The sequence below is a fragment of the Candidatus Woesearchaeota archaeon genome (assembly GCA_027858315.1).
GTDB lineage: Archaea > Nanobdellota > Nanobdellia > Woesearchaeales > UBA583 > UBA583.
Map to the genome: position 1 here is coordinate 1 of JAQICV010000021.1, position 14397 is coordinate 14397.

Genomic DNA, 14397 nt, shown 5'->3' on the forward strand with positions numbered 1-14397 from the left:
CTTTGAATCTAACCTTGACACCAGACACTTACTTCCTGATGTTTCATGATGTAACTAATGATAATAAAGAAGTAGGAAAGTTCTTTCTAAAAGATGGACTATTTGAATTTGAGGGTGACGCTACAGAATCAGCTCGAATATTTGTAGAAGAGATAAAGAGAATGTTTAAAGACTCTATTGAGCAGTTAGTGGCTGAGAAGCTTGAAGAGAAGAGTGAAAAAGCTGAGAGCTGATAATATTGAATTATGCAATTGTTCTAATTGCAAAGTGGTGTATAAGCTGGGTGAAAAGCCCTGTGATAGCTGTGTTGAGCTTAAGAATTGGAAAGGATTTAACAATAAATGATTGTAATTTCAGATATCCATGGTTGTTATAACACTCTCTTAAAACTCCTTGAGCAACTACCTCATAGAAACATTTGTATTCTAGGTGACTTAATAGATCGAGGTCCTGAATCATATAAAGTTGTTGACTATGTAAAGTCTAATAATATAAAGTGCTTACTAGGCAATCATGAAGACATGGCTATACAAGTCCAAGAAGCTAGTACTATGAGTGAGTTTAGACTAAGAGACTGGTGGTATGGAAATGGTGGTGACGTAACAGTTGAAAGCTATGAAGGTAAAGATGGGATACTAGAAGATCATATTAACTGGTTTAAGACTCTACCTCTATATGAAGAATATACTAATAATATAGGTCAACATTATATCCTATCTCATTCTAATATTAACTTTGTTTGGGATATAAGAGACTCAGATCGAGAGGAGTTTGAAAAGTGGTGTCTTTGGTCAAGGAAGTTTAGTAAGTTGTTATATGGAGACTCTAAGATAGGAGAATCAATAAATGTTATTGGTCATACACCTAAGAAGTATATAGATGAATGTGAAGATCTACTATTCATAGATACTGGATGTATATATAGAAATATTGGCTATGGAGTATTATCAGCTATTGACTTAGAGACTGGTGAAGTATATACTCAAGATAATATTGATTAAAGAGGGAATAATAATAAGATGATAGTAGAATCAAATAACAAGGACAGCTTCTTAAACATCTTTAATACACTTAGGGTAGCTACAGGTCAAGCAGAACTTCTTAAGAGCGATATAGAAGAGGACTGTATAGTGAGTCACGAGGGTAAAGATGGAAGCACTAAAAACTATAAGCTATTTAAAATAAAGGATATAGTATGATTAGTGATGGAGAATTTCATCTTTATACGGATGCAGAAAATAGAGTCTATAGCAAATGGTTAGAGTACAATAAAAAAGTCATCTAATAGATAATTAAGGGTTGACACTTTATGTAGTAGGGTGTAATATATAGATAGTTAGAGGGGATAAGAGATGGATGATATAAAGAGATATACAGTAAAAGAAGTGTGTGAAGCAGATAGACAAATAATGGGTACTTCTAAATGGTGCTGTAGAGATGATGTTGCTAAATTAATTACAGATCATAAATCCGTAGTAGAGGCACTTGAGTACCAACTAGAAGGATTTAAAGATCAATCTAGAAGAGTTAGAATCAGAGAAAAAATCTCTAGAGTGTTGTGGAAATTGTGGAATAGATAATCCTATGTCAAATGATAAGTGTTATGAGTGTATAAGAGGCATTCCTTTTAATAATGAAGGTATTAAACCTATAGATAACTGGACAGCAAAGGGATAGAATAAATGATTGAATACATTAAACCAGAGGACACTAACAGTATTGCAGAGTATACTAGCAATATAGAACTTAGACTTCTACCTCAGATTAGGGACCTTGAAGCTACTCTACTAGAGATGTCTCAAGCATTAGTTGAAGAGTGTACTCAGGAATCAGTATATGGTAATTACTATTGTACTAGATGTCATCACTTGATTTATGATCATAATGCTGATAGTTGTATAGTAGGTAAAGCTGAGAAGTATTTGGAGGAGATGAGAGAGAATGAAATGTAATAATTGTGAAGATGGAATAGAGAGACTACCTTTTATTGATCATAACACACTAATGCAAGCAACAAGACAATGTAGACTGTGTAATGGTACAGGAGAGACTGATTCAGTAGAGGAAGTATGTGTATATCCTAAAATATGTGCAACTTGTAATTTGTGTAGTGCTGTTCCTGAGTCTGAGATAAATGCAAGTATATGTGGTTATATTTGTGACATTATAGAAAACTGGATAACTAGAGATATAACTCAGCATTGCTGTGATGGCTGGGAAATAAAAGAGGAGGTTAAATAGATGCTAAGTATTGAAGATATTAAAAAAGTTTGTGAGTTTGCAGAAGGGTTTGATATTACAGGATTCACAGAAAAGCCAGAGTTAAGATTTCCTGATGGGCAATGGAGTTATTTAGACTATACAAGTGAATTATTTCAGTTGATAGCATATCCACTATTCCTACAAAAAGTTAAGCAAGGCATAAACAGGCAATCAGAGTTTGATTCTCATATTGTAGAAACAAGACATTACTACCAAGTACTAGACTGGGAAGTAATGCTTGAAGAAGATATAACAGATGAAGGTCTTGAGAAAGCCATAAAATATGTGCTAGATGTTACTAGAGTATAGCTTATTTACTTTCAAAGGATCTTCATAGAGTGACCTTCTAAACAAAGATGACTTATACTACTACTCTTGATGTTTAGAGCTTTTATAGAGCTTTTATGAGGAGTAGTTTTTTTATTTATAAGTGTTGACAACTTAATACTTAGACTATAGAATAGTAATTAGATTAACTTAAATGAATGAGGAGAATAAAATGATATGATATACAGAAAAGTAAATGAAGCATTTAGAGTTAGAGGATTGAGAGTTAGAATAGAGGATGTTATTGTTATTCTTGATAATGGCAACATAGATCTAATGGCTATTGAAAATAACAAGATAGAAATAGACTGTATCTATGATGAACAAGTAGAGAAGAATAGGCCTTCTTACTGGATGACAAACTCTGATATTCTAGAAATGAATAATCAAATAATAAACAATACAGAAGTAATAACTAAACAGTAGTATTTTAAATGAGGAGAAATAAGATGAAATGTAGAAAACAAGAGTGCCACTGTGAAAAGTGTTTGAATGAAGAAAAAGCTAGACCAGTATCTGAGATAAAAGACTTAGATACTGTCTATATAATACAAATGGGGATTTCCTATCCAGAAGATACTAGTAATATTTCGTTTGTGACAAATGAGTATGAAGCTATAGCCCTAGTAAAAAGTCTAAATAAGAAGAACCCTAATGGAGACTTTGGCTATGAATACCTTGAGGCTAAAAAATGAAAACTTTAATTGATAGTTATAGAGAGATAGAAGACGCTTTGAAAGTCGGTGTTAAGATAGATCATAATGAAGTACTAGAATTAGTTGTCTATGATTTAATTCAAAAGCGTAATGCACCAACTAATAAAATCAAAGAGTCATTTGACGAGGTTCTAATGTATTACTTAGGGGATGAAGATTTTAATCGATATGTTTTAGAAGGTGCTTTAATTAAATAGAGGAGAAATAACCAATGGTAAAAGATAAAAGTTTTAAACAATTACTTGAAGAAGCTTTACATAGCTTACTTGTTTTAGAATTGAGAGATTGTCATAGTAAAAGAGATCATAGACACTGTAGTATAAGCCATAAAAAAGTTAGATGAAAAGGAGAGTTTAAAATGAATAAAGAAGGAATTAAGAGTTTAGAAGAGTTACGCAAGTTAGATGGAAAGAGGGTAACCTGTAGGATTTATGATTCTAAAATAGAGGATTGTCTAGTATCAAATGAAACTGCTAGTAATGGTAAATCTTATACTTGTTTACTACAGAATGTTATAGATGGGATGAACTTTGGAGATCTAAAAGGCTATAAATATAGTTGGGCTACTAATGAATTAAACTTTGATCTTTTGTCAGATATTACAGAAGTTATTCCTATTGATGACTATATAAGAGGTGCTATAACTGTTGATGATACGTCAATCATAGAAAGACCTGATTGGTTAAAAGACATTAGTAATGAAGAACTATCTCAGAAGCCTATTCTTGTCTACTACTCTGATACAGGTGAAGATGACTGTAATGGACATCTATTAAAACTATGTGTTAGATTCGATTCTATAGATAGGGGTGGACCCCGTTTTAGACTCTTAAACGGAAATATAAATCTTAATGATGTTGAATCTTTAGAGGAGTTATATGCGAATAAGTATTTAACTAACTATGACTGTAGTATTGATGTAGAAAATGATAGTACACCCTATTATTATGCAGTACCTGTAAAGAAGAGTGATCTTGAGAAAGTATTTAAAGTTGATGTGGAGCTTGAGAGTCCTTTACTAGTAGCTGTTAAAGAAGAGAAAAAATGGAGTTGTAAAGGTTGTTACTTTAATCCTGATGATCTAAGTCAAAGAGATGATTGTACTAATAAATATCAAGTCATAGAGGATGAAAGTTCTCAATGTGTTAATGATGAAATCATATATAAGTTAGCTAAAGACAATACTGATAAAGAAATAGCTCAACAAATAGGTGAGATATTTGTTGGCATAGGAAAAGAGAAGCTTGATAAATTACTTGAGCTATTGACTCATATAGATTAAAAGGAGGGACTAGCAAAGTGAAAACTAAACAACAGATACAAGATAGACTTAATCTATTAAAACAATCTAAACTTGAAATAGAAAGAGAGCTTGACTCTCATAAGTTCCCTCTATATAGCCTTGATGAGGATTTAGCTTATAGTAGTGTACAGGCTATTAACGATGAGATTGTAGTACTTAACTGGGTGCTTGAAGGAGATGACTAAAATGAAAAGATTTAAAGATATCAAGATAAGTGGTAATAAGGTTTATTCAAAAGAAGCCTGTATGTTTGTAACTATTACAGATAATACAAGGCATTCATCGTTAAAGAAAATTGAGGGGTAGGTTATGGAAGATACAATATTAGGATTAAAAGCAACAATTATTGAGATTAGAAATGACCGCTGTGATGATATGAATATAGATACCTTGAATAAGACGATACTTCTGCTACAAGAGCAACAACAAGAGATTGAACGGCTTAAGACTGAGAATATAGAAATGACTAAATGTCTACATTCTGTATACACTGTAGACCTACCATTGATAGATAACTTAGCTGATATATCCAGAGTCCATAGGTTTACATTACTCAGGAAAGATCTAGAGAGGGTGTTGAATATAGATGATGAAGGAAGAAATGTATGAGTATGAATATTAAAGAAGTAAAAGAATTGCTAAATGATTTAATGGGAAGGTTCTCAAAGAGTAGCAACGCTAAAGAGCTATTAACACAAGCACTAGAGTTTGTAGAGTCCCAACAACAAGAGATTGAACGACTTAAATATAAGCTTACTTTATCAAGTAAATGTCAATTTTGTGGAACAAAAGCTAAAGGTACAGGTGATTTTTGTGTTATATTCTGTAAATATAATATGATATCTGATTTAAATAATGAAGATTTAGATAACTACGAGCCTTTAGACTAATCTAACACTTATTACTTCTAATCTAACACTCGAGATGTTACATTAGAAGTTACTATAGCTATATTACTATTATACTATAAGTATTGAAGTGTAGTGTAGTTTAAATTAAACAAAGGGGTTTAAGCCTGTCTAAAGTATTCTATTATAACTAGCTAGATATTAGAATATGGGTAGCAAGGGTTTTCGATAGATCCACATTATACTTAGATTTTTCTCCTTATTTTAAGCCTTTAGACTCTGATATAGTTTCTAAAGGCTTTTTTATATCTTAATTTCCCTTTAAACTACTCCTACTAAATCACCAGAATCTACTCTAGTATCTAGTCTACTATATAGATTTTCTAAAGAATCTGTATTACTAAAGTTTCCATTAGCAGTCCTAACTTCAAACTCAATTCCATTAGTAGAATCAGCATAGAATATAACTAAGCCTATAGTAGATTCATCAACTACTATAATATCATTTTCTTCAGCACTAAAACCATTTACTCTAAAACCATGTAAAACTCTAAATTTTTTCATATCATTTCTCCTTAATTTACTTTAATAATATATTAAGATATAAATAAAGTAAAGCATTATTTTAAAAAAAGCCTAGTAAGTTAATGCTAGACTTAATCTATTATAGACTTAAGTATAATCCTGTAGTCTCTTCAAACAGCTCTATAAGCTGATCACAATATACACCTTCAAAAGTCTTAACTGATTTACTAGTCATCTTGCTAGGACTATATTTAAGAAAGTCCATGTTATATAAGTCAAGAGCTTCATCATATTTTATATGGACTCTATTCATTTTTCTTGAACCTTTGAATATAAATCTTAATGTACAGTTTTCAGTATCAGCGATAAATCTTCCACCTGTCATTGCTAGTGCTTTGTTTCCACCTAATTGAGATACCATTGTCTCGATAATTGTCATTGCATTTTCTTTAGTCATTTCAGTTTACTTCCTTCATTCATTTAAGTATATAAGTATTATGAATCTTAACTACAATAATGTCAACACTTATAAATAAAAAAAGAGACTCAATTAAGAATCTCTTAATAGACTTAACTAACTTAGTTATCCTAGACTAAGTGTAAACTTGATTCATCCTCTTCTACATATAATAGATCAGATAACTCTAGTACAAGATGATCTTTATCTCTTATAACTATATGCTTACCAGTTCCCTCAGCAAATCCTACTCTAGAACCAATCTTAAGGCTATGCTGAAGCTCTTGATCTTTAAGTATTGATAGATCTACACCTATTGATACTACTGTTCCCTCTGTCAAGTTCCTAGCTCTCTTCTCTTCTCTTAATTGATCGGCTGTCTTAGCAATCTTTGATGTAGATTCTACTATGTCATCCAAGAGTACTAAGACGCGTCCACCTAGGGGCTTAATTGTTTTACTCATTTTCTTTATCTCTCCTTTCTTTATTTATATAAACACTTTAACATTTTATATATTAAAGTGTCAATAACCTTTACTCATCTTCTAGTAGTCTAAATGTGAGACCTGCATGTGTATGTTGTTCACCTCTTATACATCTACTAATACAAGCTTGCTGTAAATTATTATCTCTAGCAAACTTTTTTATATTAAAAAACTCTTTTTCTTCGCCTGTTTCTAGGTTAGTCATTAGAAACGTATTTCCAGAAAGATTTATTTCTTTGCCTAGGGTAGCTTTCTGAACATTTTCTTTGATGGTTACAAACATACATGTACCACTACTATATATTTTATTACCATCAATCTTAATATCCTTATCTAAAGCCCAAGCATTAGGGATGCTAGTTTCTTTCCATTCTTTATAACCTTGTAAATATTGAATGTCCTCACAAAAGTTTTGAAAATTATGCCATCTTTTATCAACAGAACAGCCTTTATAAGTTGACTTTCCTTCTTGATAGACCTCTGAGTAACACCTATGTAGCATACTATTCCATGTTTGGTACTCTTTAGACATTTTATTGTTAAGCACTGAATTATGAATACCTTGACCTAAGAAGCCTATACCACAGACCCTAGGAGCATTAGGATTTCTAAACTCTCCACTCTCTATAGCTTTGCCCCTAACAACAATGAGTGTTTTATCTAGAAACTCTACGAGAAAGTTTCTATACTTTCCACTCTTGTCTTTTTTATTTATATTACCAAGAACCTTGAACTCTTCCCCTCTAGTATTTGAGCCTACACTACCTACAAGCTTACTAGGACTCTCTTTGAGACTAAACTCTAGTGGCTCACCTTTCGGTGTATAAGCTGTCATTAAATTACTTATTATTACGGCACCTTTCTCTTGTCTTTCTTTAATGCACATCTTGTGTTTCTCCTTTAAAATAAAAAATCTATTGAGATATCAGGCTGACATAGAACAAAAAGCTAAACACATAAAGGCTTAAAGTTCTCCTGATATCTCAATAGATTCTATTGATTACTTATCCTGTGTTTTATCATACTATACAAATGTCAGTTCATATAATATAATAGTACAATTTTGTACCTATCGTGTTATTACAGTCTTAACCTCTGTCCTAAAATCTCTCTTAATATCATCAGCCTTTGCATCTATTAAAGAAACTAACTCTTTATATTGTGATATTAAGTCTTCTTCAATATCATAATCAGATTGTATGATATGAATTAATGCTTGGTATACAGTAGAGAAACTTCCTAAGAAGGCTGTTTTCTCTCCTACCTCTCCTGTATACTTCCTACTTGAATCCATTAGTTTAGATTCTCTTACTTCTGTTAATTTAAAGTAGTCTCCATCTTTCTCTAAACTAATCCTCTCTGTTATTTTCATTCTCTTCCCTCTCTTTTATATTTTGACTTAACCAATACATAAAGTTATGTTCTAAGCATACCTTCTTATTAGAAGATAAGCATAGATCTTTTACTCTACATGTTTTACATGACTTTTCCATCTAACTAAACCATATTTCTTTTATTGCGACTTTTATTTGTAGATACATTGTTGCACTTAAAGAAACACTCATTATAAAAAGTAGTACTCGCATTATACTACTAGGAATAACTAACATGTCTACAATAGTTAGTATTGCAACTATAATAAAAGAGACTATAAAAATCAAAAAAGAAGCTGGTAGGAACTTATCAATATTTAACATACCAACTCTTTAAGCTCTTCTATCTCTCTTAAGAGATCTCTTTGCTTTCTGATAGTAAATCTTTGGATAGTGTTAATAGTCTTTTGATTCTTAAGCATAGCTAAAGCTCCATCTAGAGTTGTAGGAGTCTTTAATCCATCAAGTGTATAATCAGTCTCTAGATCATCTACTTTATAGTTATATCCTAATTCACACTGTTTAAAATCATGGCTTGAAACTAGAAAGCTTTTTACTTTATCTGAACACTGTCCTGATAAATTTAAGCTACAATTACCACATCGATCTTCTAGTTGGGCATCTGTTAAAGCCACTTCTCTTATTACAATTACCTTCTCACTCATTTCTCTTTTTCCTCTCTTACTTAGTATTATACTACTACTATCGTCTTTGTCAAGCAAAACCTTTAATTGTTTTCTATTATTTCTTTTAGAGTATCTATAGTATCTTGTAAATTAGAAATTTCAAGATCTCTATCCTCAATGTCTTCTCTTAGTTCACCCACTAACTTTGAATAGTCTTCCATTCCTTCTCTTAGTTCATCTTCAACCTCAGAATAGTCTTCCATTCCTTCTAAGCTAGGATGACTATTACAGAAATTATGTTCAAGGCTCCATAATTCACTGTGTTTCAACTCTGTATCTAACAAATTGCAGTTGTTTTTTACAGCACAGTTGTTACAATTTATATCTTCTATATCCATATTCCTAAGCTCCTAGTTTCACTAGTATAACCTGAGTTACTAAATCTTTAGCTATATCTTCAACTTCTTTACTATCTAAGTCCTCTATGTCATTTACATAACCAATCTCATTTAATAGAGTATCATAGTCTGTAAATATCTGATCGTTATAGAGAGCCCAATCTGTTAGATTAACATCCTCTATAGTCTGCTCAGAGTAACAAAAGTCCTCACTAACTTCACCACTTGTAACAAAAAACTTAATTGGTGCTTTAGGATTTGCTAGTTTTAATCTAGATAACTCTTGAGCATATGCTTCTACTTTGTCTTCCCTATTTCCTGAGTGTAAACCTGCCATTTTATTTCTCCTTTTTTAAAATAGCTCCTACCACACTTATTGTAATAGGAGTTACAGTAACCCATTTTACTATAAATCCTTTCTACTTAGACTCTATCTCTATATTAGTATAGCCTAGATCCTGTACAGCAGTCCTATAATTACCTACTGCTTCTTTCAAAACGACAGCTACATCTTTTGTAGTCTCTTCATTCTCTAAATCACAGTCAACTGTAACGTCTACATTACAGATACCCTTAGCTGTAGGCTTTAGTCCCATCCGAACCCTTGTTTTCATTCTCTTCTTTTCTCCTTTTTCTTATATATAAAATAGACTTAATAGCCTTCTTCTATGTCCTGCATAGATGTCATAAAGCCATCCCTCAGCTCATTTCTCCCTAGCAATTCTGCTAAATAATAAGCTGTATCATGTGACACTCCGTAGTCGTCTGCTACATCCTCAATATGCTGTCTCTCTTCTTTTGTCCATTCGTCCATTGCTATTTACCTCTCCATCGCCACCACACAGTGAACTTATTTTCTTTATTATTTATAATATCACGTTTTTGTTTCTTTGTAAAGCATAAAAACTTCCAATCGCTGATATCATATGAACAAAATACTTTCTTGAAACTCCCTCCATTCATAATATTCTTAGTTTGTCTAACTCTCTTATTAGCTAGGCGTTTCATACCTTTAGCAGGGTTATCTTTAAAACCCCAAGTTTTCTTATATGACCTTGACATAGCAAACCTCTCAATACATATTAGAGCTTATATTTTCATTATTTTCTCTTTCAAAGACTACAGCATTAACACCTACAAATCCAATACCTTTTAAAAATGCATCAAACATTCTGGCAAAAGACTCTAAGTCAGCTTCATCATCTCGATTTTCTATTGAAATCACCTCACCATCATCTCTTAGATGTATTAAAGATGTTCCTACTTCTATGTTTCTAGTCATCATTAGTTTCTCCTGTTATCAAATAACTCATTGGTAAACTTTTTACCCACTCTACAAAATCTATTGACCAAGAAGACATTTTATGATTCTTACGTTGATTATACATAGTCTTTAGTTGTAAATAGTTAGTAACTTCACCTACTGTTAATTCATAGCCTATAGGCGTGTTATGAATTATACACTCAAATAGTTCTGATTTAGTTTGGGGAATATCTCTTCCTAAATGGTCTGGATCAAGAAGTCCTTCTACTATAGCACTATCCCAACTATTAGGATAAGGATCTTCACTATTATAGATTTTTATTAAGTGATTAACTAAGTATATGGATTGATAGGCTACATAAGTACTACATTTATCTGTTATATCACCTTTGGTAATAGAATACATTTTAGACGTAGAGCTTGTAGTATCTCTAAAATGATACCTATACAACTGAAGAAAGAAATCATGTGTGGCTGTTATATCCATATGTACTATAATAGACTTAAGAACACAATCATGTCCAGAACTATGTTTAGCTCTACATAATTTATTTAATAATTCCTCATCTTTTTCGCCTATAGTATCTAATACTAAATTATTGGTAGCTTGATCCCTAAACATAACAGAATCACTTTTATCCCAAGATCCCATAGGATTTCTCATATCTTTAACTGCTGAGGCTATACCACTAATTTCTTTTGTTTTAATTTCCATCTAATCTCCCTTATGTCTAGTAGCTAAGTAACTTGAATATTTCTTAGCTATTTCTTCTTTCTCAAAAAACAGCTTAGTTTTTAGTTTAGACTTTTCAGCATCTTTAAAACTAAGCTCTTTTACTAATGGGGAATTATCCTCCATAGTAATCCACCATCTTTTAATAATATTTTTCTTCTTTTTAGCCACTACTTCTTACCATCAGTAATCAGCTTTTCCTCTATATTCTCCAACTGCTTAATAAGTGTTCTTACACTATTAGCACTGTTAAATTGAAAAGTTACTAGAGCATCTTTCTCTATAGCATCTTCCCATGTAGCCTTACTAATAAGTTCGCCTTCACTATGCTTATGATCTAATTGATATACCTGTAGTATAGAGTCACTAGTTGCTAAATTAGTTCCAGTAGCAAACCCTTTATCCTTTCTAAAAATTATATTCATTTTTTATTTAACTCCTCAAAGATCCAACAGTTAATAGGTTTATTTTCAGAATCTAATTCAAAAGTCCTAGTATCTACCGGTAAACCAAAATCTTCAGCTTCTTTCAATAGCTCTTCATTGGCTACAGCACCTAAACCTCTACATTTTTTGTCGAAGTTTAGACACTCTTTAGTAAAGCAAAAACTCCGATCTTTATACACCAACATTATACTACTATTCCTGACCTTGCTGAGACTACGGCTTTACCCATAGGAGAATCTTTTAGAACAGTTCCAATAATTGATCCAGTTGAATCCATATTCATTCTGTTATAGGATCTTGATCCCATTATCCTAGTTAGACCTGAGACAGGTTGTTGAGTCTTAGGATCAGTGCTTTGAACAAGCATAAGATCCTTCTCTTCTATCTCTAAAATATTATCAACAATATCAAGTTCCTTTCTGCTTAAGAAGAATCTCTCTCCTAGAGGAGACTCTATAACCCAACATACTTCTTTGTCTAGTAATTTCATTTCCATATTATTTTACACCACCTTTTGAATTTTAGAAGCTATATCTTCTAGGCAAACTAAATTAGGATATTTACCTAAACGAGTAGTAACTTTTGAAGCTTTCACTTTATCTTCATCAGAATACTTTTTAGCAGTACTCTTAACTACTTTACCAGCTTCTTTCATCATCTGACTAGAATACCCTATGTTATTTTTCATAACATATTTTAATCTGTTTACAATCTTCTTATTAGATCTTTCGATTCTAAATATTCTCTCTTCCTCTGGAGTAGCTAACTCAACAAACATTGGTCGACCTGTATTACTACATCTAGAGGTCTGTTTTGCTACAGCTCTTCTGTTTTCTCTGTTACTGCTAACAGTAACAGCTTTAACTCTCTTCTTTGTTCTCTTAGCTTTTTCTAATAAGCTCTTAGTTGTGATCTGTGGACTTGCTACCACTTTTGCTTTCTTTATTCTTTCTGTTGCTAATTTCATTCTTTATTTCTCCTCTTTTTTCTTCATATATAAAACTATACTCTTGAGTATAGCCTGCTTGCCAATCTACTTGGGTAGTAATGTTTCCAAACTCATCATAGATTGTAACATCACCACCTATATTACCTATTTTGAACCTTCCACCTTCCACAACGTCAAATTCTCTTGCAAAGCTAGGATAACTCTCATTTCTTGAAAAGTTGTCTACTACTACACTTGTAAGAACCTTTTTGTTAACTTTTTTAACAGTCTTCTTAAACATACTCTATTTCTCCTCTTTTTCTTTATAATTCTGCTTGTTTATCTAAGTAGTTCATAAACCAACTCCTAGCCTTATTTCCTAAAGTCCTCCCTATGTCTTTAGGTTCTAAACTATTCTCAGTCATTGTATCTAACTCTTCAGATATAACATCTCTAGAAACCCAACTTAAAAAGTCTCCCATCATCTTAATAGTTGGTTCTGTGCTTGTAGCAGTAAAAACTTGCTCTATTGCTTGATTAAGCCTATTTTCTGTAACTGAATACTCTATAAATGCATCAATAGATTTAACTTTTTCTATATCTACACTCGCTACTGTTTTTACTTTTGAAGAAGAGTGTTTTTTACCCTTTGCTTTAAATATATAGTCTCTATTTCCATGTTCATCATAATGACAGAATACTATTCCTTCTCCAATTCCTGATACATCAAAATACTTTCCAACAGGACATTCTAATTCCACTTTCTCTACTAGATCAACAATTTCAGCTTGAGCATGTTGAGGTTTATTAAAGTCTATGTCTACATAGAATTTAGGAAACATATTTGAATTATAGATTGAGTTAGGTTTACTATAGAAGCCTAATTCCTCATAAGAATGATCTTCGTGATTTTCAATATTCGTATATTTTACTGCAAATATAACAAACATTTTATCTAATTGATTTAAAGCTACTCCCTTCTGAATATTTCCACCACACCATTCTCCAAATATTGTTGTGATGTATCCTTCTCTTTTTAGAATGTTAAACCAATTTTGGAATATATCCTTTTTACTTTCAACAAAGAAAGCGAATCCAGCATTATCTTTTTCTACTGTAATAATATTCTTTCTGCTTTGAACCCACAACCCATCTTCCTCTGTATAAGATATCCCCGCATTTGTACCATGCATTTTTACTGTTCCTTCAAAAGTTAATGTTGGAAATGTGTAAACAGGATTCTCTGGGTTTACATAGCATACATCTCTTATCACTTGTCTAAATTGTCCAATCTTAGTAAATGTAATCATTTTTTTCATGAATTGTTTCTCCTCTTTTTCTTTATATAAACACTTTAACATTTTATTTATTAAAGTGTCAACTATTTATTCTTCATTTCTCTATTCATTGTCATCAATTTAATTATAGTTCTTGCTGGATAATTAGCAACTGTTCCATAGCCTCTTTTTCCATCAATTAAAGAACTTCCATGATATGAGGTATTTTTCAATTCTCTTCTATAAGCTTTACAAGTGTTTAATCTAATTCCAGTTTCTTCACTTACTTCTACATCATTAGGTAATTTATCTTTAGTATTTTTAACCAAAGCTTTTATATATCTTGATAGTTCCTCATTGTCTAATTTATAGCTTACAGTCTCTTGTACAGGAAGAGTAGTAGCTAAAGTTGTTTCTTCTTGTAAAGTC

35 protein-coding genes are annotated in these 14397 nt (G+C 31.8%); 14 read left to right on the forward strand and 21 right to left on the reverse strand.

The window, feature by feature from the left end; all coding sequences use genetic code 11:
* The 14 genes from PF569_01370 to PF569_01435 form a co-directional block, all read left to right on the forward strand.
* On the forward strand, window positions 1-233 hold a 233-nt coding region (locus PF569_01370), incomplete at its 5' end, for a hypothetical protein (protein ID MDA3854878.1).
* Window positions 234-341: 108 nt separating this feature from the next.
* Window positions 342-1001 (forward strand): metallophosphoesterase, encoded by a 660-nt coding sequence (locus PF569_01375; GenBank protein MDA3854879.1) that lies wholly within the window; start codon window positions 342-344, stop codon window positions 999-1001.
* A 351-nt stretch (window positions 1002-1352) separates the two neighbouring features.
* A complete protein-coding gene (locus PF569_01380; GenBank protein ID MDA3854880.1) occupies window positions 1353-1580 on the forward strand; it encodes a hypothetical protein in 228 nt (75 codons plus the stop codon).
* Between the two features lie 102 nt (window positions 1581-1682).
* On the forward strand, window positions 1683-1952 hold the full coding sequence (locus PF569_01385) for a hypothetical protein (protein MDA3854881.1): 270 nt from the start codon (window positions 1683-1685) through the stop codon (window positions 1950-1952).
* Complete coding sequence (locus tag PF569_01390; protein MDA3854882.1) at window positions 1942-2241, forward strand: hypothetical protein; 300 nt, start codon at window positions 1942-1944, stop codon at window positions 2239-2241. Before PF569_01385 ends, PF569_01390 begins: the two co-directional genes overlap by 11 nt.
* Window positions 2242-2571 (forward strand): hypothetical protein, encoded by a 330-nt coding sequence (locus tag PF569_01395; GenBank protein ID MDA3854883.1) that lies wholly within the window; start codon window positions 2242-2244, stop codon window positions 2569-2571.
* A gap of 195 nt (window positions 2572-2766) precedes the next feature.
* Window positions 2767-3015, forward strand: a complete 249-nt coding sequence (locus PF569_01400) for a hypothetical protein (protein MDA3854884.1) — start codon at window positions 2767-2769, stop codon at window positions 3013-3015.
* Window positions 3016-3038: 23 nt separating this feature from the next.
* Window positions 3039-3284: a hypothetical protein gene (locus PF569_01405; protein ID MDA3854885.1), complete on the forward strand. Its 246-nt coding sequence runs from the start codon at window positions 3039-3041 to the stop codon at window positions 3282-3284.
* Window positions 3281-3502, forward strand: a complete 222-nt coding sequence (locus tag PF569_01410) for a hypothetical protein (GenBank protein ID MDA3854886.1) — start codon at window positions 3281-3283, stop codon at window positions 3500-3502. The genes PF569_01405 and PF569_01410 overlap by 4 nt, the downstream gene beginning before the upstream one ends.
* Before the next feature lie 14 nt (window positions 3503-3516).
* Window positions 3517-3648: a hypothetical protein gene (locus PF569_01415; GenBank protein MDA3854887.1), complete on the forward strand. Its 132-nt coding sequence runs from the start codon at window positions 3517-3519 to the stop codon at window positions 3646-3648.
* 15 nt (window positions 3649-3663) lie between these two features.
* Window positions 3664-4587 (forward strand): hypothetical protein, encoded by a 924-nt coding sequence (locus PF569_01420; GenBank protein MDA3854888.1) that lies wholly within the window; start codon window positions 3664-3666, stop codon window positions 4585-4587.
* 17 nt (window positions 4588-4604) lie between these two features.
* Window positions 4605-4793, forward strand: coding sequence for a hypothetical protein (locus tag PF569_01425; protein ID MDA3854889.1), 189 nt, complete (start codon window positions 4605-4607; stop codon window positions 4791-4793).
* 124 nt (window positions 4794-4917) lie between these two features.
* A complete protein-coding gene (locus tag PF569_01430) occupies window positions 4918-5217 on the forward strand; it encodes a hypothetical protein (GenBank protein ID MDA3854890.1) in 300 nt (99 codons plus the stop codon).
* Between the two features lie 2 nt (window positions 5218-5219).
* Window positions 5220-5498 (forward strand): hypothetical protein, encoded by a 279-nt coding sequence (locus PF569_01435; GenBank protein ID MDA3854891.1) that lies wholly within the window; start codon window positions 5220-5222, stop codon window positions 5496-5498.
* A 279-nt stretch (window positions 5499-5777) separates the two neighbouring features.
* On the opposite strand, the gene PF569_01440 is transcribed toward PF569_01435, so the two are convergent.
* The 21 genes from PF569_01440 to PF569_01540 all read right to left on the reverse strand — a co-directional run.
* Complete coding sequence (locus PF569_01440) at window positions 5778-6020, reverse strand: hypothetical protein (protein ID MDA3854892.1); 243 nt, start codon at window positions 6018-6020, stop codon at window positions 5778-5780.
* Between the two features lie 100 nt (window positions 6021-6120).
* Window positions 6121-6438, reverse strand: a complete 318-nt coding sequence (locus tag PF569_01445) for a hypothetical protein (protein MDA3854893.1) — start codon at window positions 6436-6438, stop codon at window positions 6121-6123.
* 131 nt (window positions 6439-6569) lie between these two features.
* The gene (locus PF569_01450; GenBank protein ID MDA3854894.1) at window positions 6570-6902 is read right to left on the reverse strand and encodes a hypothetical protein; all 333 of its coding nucleotides are present in this window, start codon (window positions 6900-6902) and stop codon (window positions 6570-6572) included.
* A 70-nt stretch (window positions 6903-6972) separates the two neighbouring features.
* A complete protein-coding gene (locus PF569_01455) occupies window positions 6973-7809 on the reverse strand; it encodes a hypothetical protein (protein MDA3854895.1) in 837 nt (278 codons plus the stop codon).
* Between the two features lie 183 nt (window positions 7810-7992).
* Complete coding sequence (locus PF569_01460) at window positions 7993-8295, reverse strand: hypothetical protein (GenBank protein MDA3854896.1); 303 nt, start codon at window positions 8293-8295, stop codon at window positions 7993-7995.
* Between the two features lie 318 nt (window positions 8296-8613).
* Complete coding sequence (locus tag PF569_01465; protein ID MDA3854897.1) at window positions 8614-8961, reverse strand: hypothetical protein; 348 nt, start codon at window positions 8959-8961, stop codon at window positions 8614-8616.
* A gap of 62 nt (window positions 8962-9023) precedes the next feature.
* Window positions 9024-9320 (reverse strand): hypothetical protein, encoded by a 297-nt coding sequence (locus PF569_01470; GenBank protein MDA3854898.1) that lies wholly within the window; start codon window positions 9318-9320, stop codon window positions 9024-9026.
* A gap of 4 nt (window positions 9321-9324) precedes the next feature.
* Window positions 9325-9657, reverse strand: a complete 333-nt coding sequence (locus PF569_01475) for a hypothetical protein (protein MDA3854899.1) — start codon at window positions 9655-9657, stop codon at window positions 9325-9327.
* A gap of 82 nt (window positions 9658-9739) precedes the next feature.
* Window positions 9740-9934 (reverse strand): hypothetical protein, encoded by a 195-nt coding sequence (locus tag PF569_01480; GenBank protein ID MDA3854900.1) that lies wholly within the window; start codon window positions 9932-9934, stop codon window positions 9740-9742.
* A gap of 38 nt (window positions 9935-9972) precedes the next feature.
* Window positions 9973-10134 (reverse strand): hypothetical protein, encoded by a 162-nt coding sequence (locus tag PF569_01485; GenBank protein MDA3854901.1) that lies wholly within the window; start codon window positions 10132-10134, stop codon window positions 9973-9975.
* Between the two features lie 2 nt (window positions 10135-10136).
* Window positions 10137-10382: a hypothetical protein gene (locus PF569_01490; protein ID MDA3854902.1), complete on the reverse strand. Its 246-nt coding sequence runs from the start codon at window positions 10380-10382 to the stop codon at window positions 10137-10139.
* A gap of 10 nt (window positions 10383-10392) precedes the next feature.
* The gene (locus PF569_01495) at window positions 10393-10602 is read right to left on the reverse strand and encodes a hypothetical protein (protein ID MDA3854903.1); all 210 of its coding nucleotides are present in this window, start codon (window positions 10600-10602) and stop codon (window positions 10393-10395) included.
* Window positions 10595-11299: a hypothetical protein gene (locus PF569_01500; GenBank protein ID MDA3854904.1), complete on the reverse strand. Its 705-nt coding sequence runs from the start codon at window positions 11297-11299 to the stop codon at window positions 10595-10597. The genes PF569_01495 and PF569_01500 overlap by 8 nt, the downstream gene beginning before the upstream one ends.
* Window positions 11300-11488 carry a hypothetical protein gene (locus PF569_01505; protein ID MDA3854905.1) on the reverse strand — a complete coding sequence of 63 codons (189 nt, stop codon included), beginning with the start codon at window positions 11486-11488 and terminating at the stop codon, window positions 11300-11302.
* A complete protein-coding gene (locus PF569_01510) occupies window positions 11488-11742 on the reverse strand; it encodes a hypothetical protein (GenBank protein ID MDA3854906.1) in 255 nt (84 codons plus the stop codon). The genes PF569_01505 and PF569_01510 overlap by 1 nt, the downstream gene beginning before the upstream one ends.
* Entirely contained in the window at window positions 11739-11948 is a 210-nt protein-coding gene (locus PF569_01515; protein MDA3854907.1) for a hypothetical protein, read from the reverse strand. The genes PF569_01510 and PF569_01515 overlap by 4 nt, the downstream gene beginning before the upstream one ends.
* Window positions 11948-12253, reverse strand: coding sequence for a hypothetical protein (locus PF569_01520; GenBank protein ID MDA3854908.1), 306 nt, complete (start codon window positions 12251-12253; stop codon window positions 11948-11950). Before PF569_01520 ends, PF569_01515 begins: the two co-directional genes overlap by 1 nt.
* A gap of 12 nt (window positions 12254-12265) precedes the next feature.
* The gene (locus PF569_01525) at window positions 12266-12730 is read right to left on the reverse strand and encodes a hypothetical protein (GenBank protein MDA3854909.1); all 465 of its coding nucleotides are present in this window, start codon (window positions 12728-12730) and stop codon (window positions 12266-12268) included.
* Window positions 12666-12992, reverse strand: coding sequence for a hypothetical protein (locus PF569_01530; GenBank protein MDA3854910.1), 327 nt, complete (start codon window positions 12990-12992; stop codon window positions 12666-12668). Before PF569_01530 ends, PF569_01525 begins: the two co-directional genes overlap by 65 nt.
* A 22-nt stretch (window positions 12993-13014) precedes the next feature.
* A complete protein-coding gene (locus PF569_01535) occupies window positions 13015-14010 on the reverse strand; it encodes an RNA ligase family protein (GenBank protein MDA3854911.1) in 996 nt (331 codons plus the stop codon).
* Window positions 14011-14072: 62 nt separating this feature from the next.
* Window positions 14073-14397: hypothetical protein (locus PF569_01540; protein ID MDA3854912.1), on the reverse strand; the 325-nt coding region annotated here is incomplete at its 5' end.

Bases quoted from the DNA above. Each gene is read 5' to 3' on its own strand.
- PF569_01530 (MDA3854910.1), bottom strand. From the start codon at position 12,992: ATGTTTAAGAAGACTGTTAAAAAAGTTAACAAAAAGGTTCTTACAAGT.
- PF569_01445 (MDA3854893.1), bottom strand. From the start codon at position 6,438: ATGACTAAAGAAAATGCAATGACAATTATCGAGACAATGGTATCTCAA.
- PF569_01525 (MDA3854909.1), bottom strand. From the start codon at position 12,730: ATGAAATTAGCAACAGAAAGAATAAAGAAAGCAAAAGTGGTAGCAAGT.
- PF569_01430 (MDA3854890.1), top strand. From the start codon at position 4,918: ATGGAAGATACAATATTAGGATTAAAAGCAACAATTATTGAGATTAGA.
- PF569_01460 (MDA3854896.1), bottom strand. From the start codon at position 8,295: ATGAAAATAACAGAGAGGATTAGTTTAGAGAAAGATGGAGACTACTTT.
- PF569_01380 (MDA3854880.1), top strand. From the start codon at position 1,353: ATGGATGATATAAAGAGATATACAGTAAAAGAAGTGTGTGAAGCAGAT.
- PF569_01405 (MDA3854885.1), top strand. From the start codon at position 3,039: ATGAAATGTAGAAAACAAGAGTGCCACTGTGAAAAGTGTTTGAATGAA.
- PF569_01395 (MDA3854883.1), top strand. From the start codon at position 2,242: ATGCTAAGTATTGAAGATATTAAAAAAGTTTGTGAGTTTGCAGAAGGG.
- PF569_01400 (MDA3854884.1), top strand. From the start codon at position 2,767: ATGATATACAGAAAAGTAAATGAAGCATTTAGAGTTAGAGGATTGAGA.
- PF569_01535 (MDA3854911.1), bottom strand. From the start codon at position 14,010: ATGAAAAAAATGATTACATTTACTAAGATTGGACAATTTAGACAAGTG.
- PF569_01440 (MDA3854892.1), bottom strand. From the start codon at position 6,020: ATGAAAAAATTTAGAGTTTTACATGGTTTTAGAGTAAATGGTTTTAGT.
- PF569_01420 (MDA3854888.1), top strand. From the start codon at position 3,664: ATGAATAAAGAAGGAATTAAGAGTTTAGAAGAGTTACGCAAGTTAGAT.
- PF569_01500 (MDA3854904.1), bottom strand. From the start codon at position 11,299: ATGGAAATTAAAACAAAAGAAATTAGTGGTATAGCCTCAGCAGTTAAA.
- PF569_01390 (MDA3854882.1), top strand. From the start codon at position 1,942: ATGAAATGTAATAATTGTGAAGATGGAATAGAGAGACTACCTTTTATT.
- PF569_01465 (MDA3854897.1), bottom strand. From the start codon at position 8,961: ATGAGTGAGAAGGTAATTGTAATAAGAGAAGTGGCTTTAACAGATGCC.
- PF569_01470 (MDA3854898.1), bottom strand. From the start codon at position 9,320: ATGGATATAGAAGATATAAATTGTAACAACTGTGCTGTAAAAAACAAC.
- PF569_01520 (MDA3854908.1), bottom strand. From the start codon at position 12,253: ATGAAATTACTAGACAAAGAAGTATGTTGGGTTATAGAGTCTCCTCTA.
- PF569_01485 (MDA3854901.1), bottom strand. From the start codon at position 10,134: ATGGACGAATGGACAAAAGAAGAGAGACAGCATATTGAGGATGTAGCA.
- PF569_01410 (MDA3854886.1), top strand. From the start codon at position 3,281: ATGAAAACTTTAATTGATAGTTATAGAGAGATAGAAGACGCTTTGAAA.
- PF569_01450 (MDA3854894.1), bottom strand. From the start codon at position 6,902: ATGAGTAAAACAATTAAGCCCCTAGGTGGACGCGTCTTAGTACTCTTG.
- PF569_01490 (MDA3854902.1), bottom strand. From the start codon at position 10,382: ATGTCAAGGTCATATAAGAAAACTTGGGGTTTTAAAGATAACCCTGCT.
- PF569_01455 (MDA3854895.1), bottom strand. From the start codon at position 7,809: ATGTGCATTAAAGAAAGACAAGAGAAAGGTGCCGTAATAATAAGTAAT.
- PF569_01435 (MDA3854891.1), top strand. From the start codon at position 5,220: ATGAATATTAAAGAAGTAAAAGAATTGCTAAATGATTTAATGGGAAGG.
- PF569_01495 (MDA3854903.1), bottom strand. From the start codon at position 10,602: ATGACTAGAAACATAGAAGTAGGAACATCTTTAATACATCTAAGAGAT.
- PF569_01375 (MDA3854879.1), top strand. From the start codon at position 342: ATGATTGTAATTTCAGATATCCATGGTTGTTATAACACTCTCTTAAAA.
- PF569_01515 (MDA3854907.1), bottom strand. From the start codon at position 11,948: ATGTTGGTGTATAAAGATCGGAGTTTTTGCTTTACTAAAGAGTGTCTA.
- PF569_01480 (MDA3854900.1), bottom strand. From the start codon at position 9,934: ATGAAAACAAGGGTTCGGATGGGACTAAAGCCTACAGCTAAGGGTATC.
- PF569_01510 (MDA3854906.1), bottom strand. From the start codon at position 11,742: ATGAATATAATTTTTAGAAAGGATAAAGGGTTTGCTACTGGAACTAAT.
- PF569_01415 (MDA3854887.1), top strand. From the start codon at position 3,517: ATGGTAAAAGATAAAAGTTTTAAACAATTACTTGAAGAAGCTTTACAT.
- PF569_01385 (MDA3854881.1), top strand. From the start codon at position 1,683: ATGATTGAATACATTAAACCAGAGGACACTAACAGTATTGCAGAGTAT.
- PF569_01475 (MDA3854899.1), bottom strand. From the start codon at position 9,657: ATGGCAGGTTTACACTCAGGAAATAGGGAAGACAAAGTAGAAGCATAT.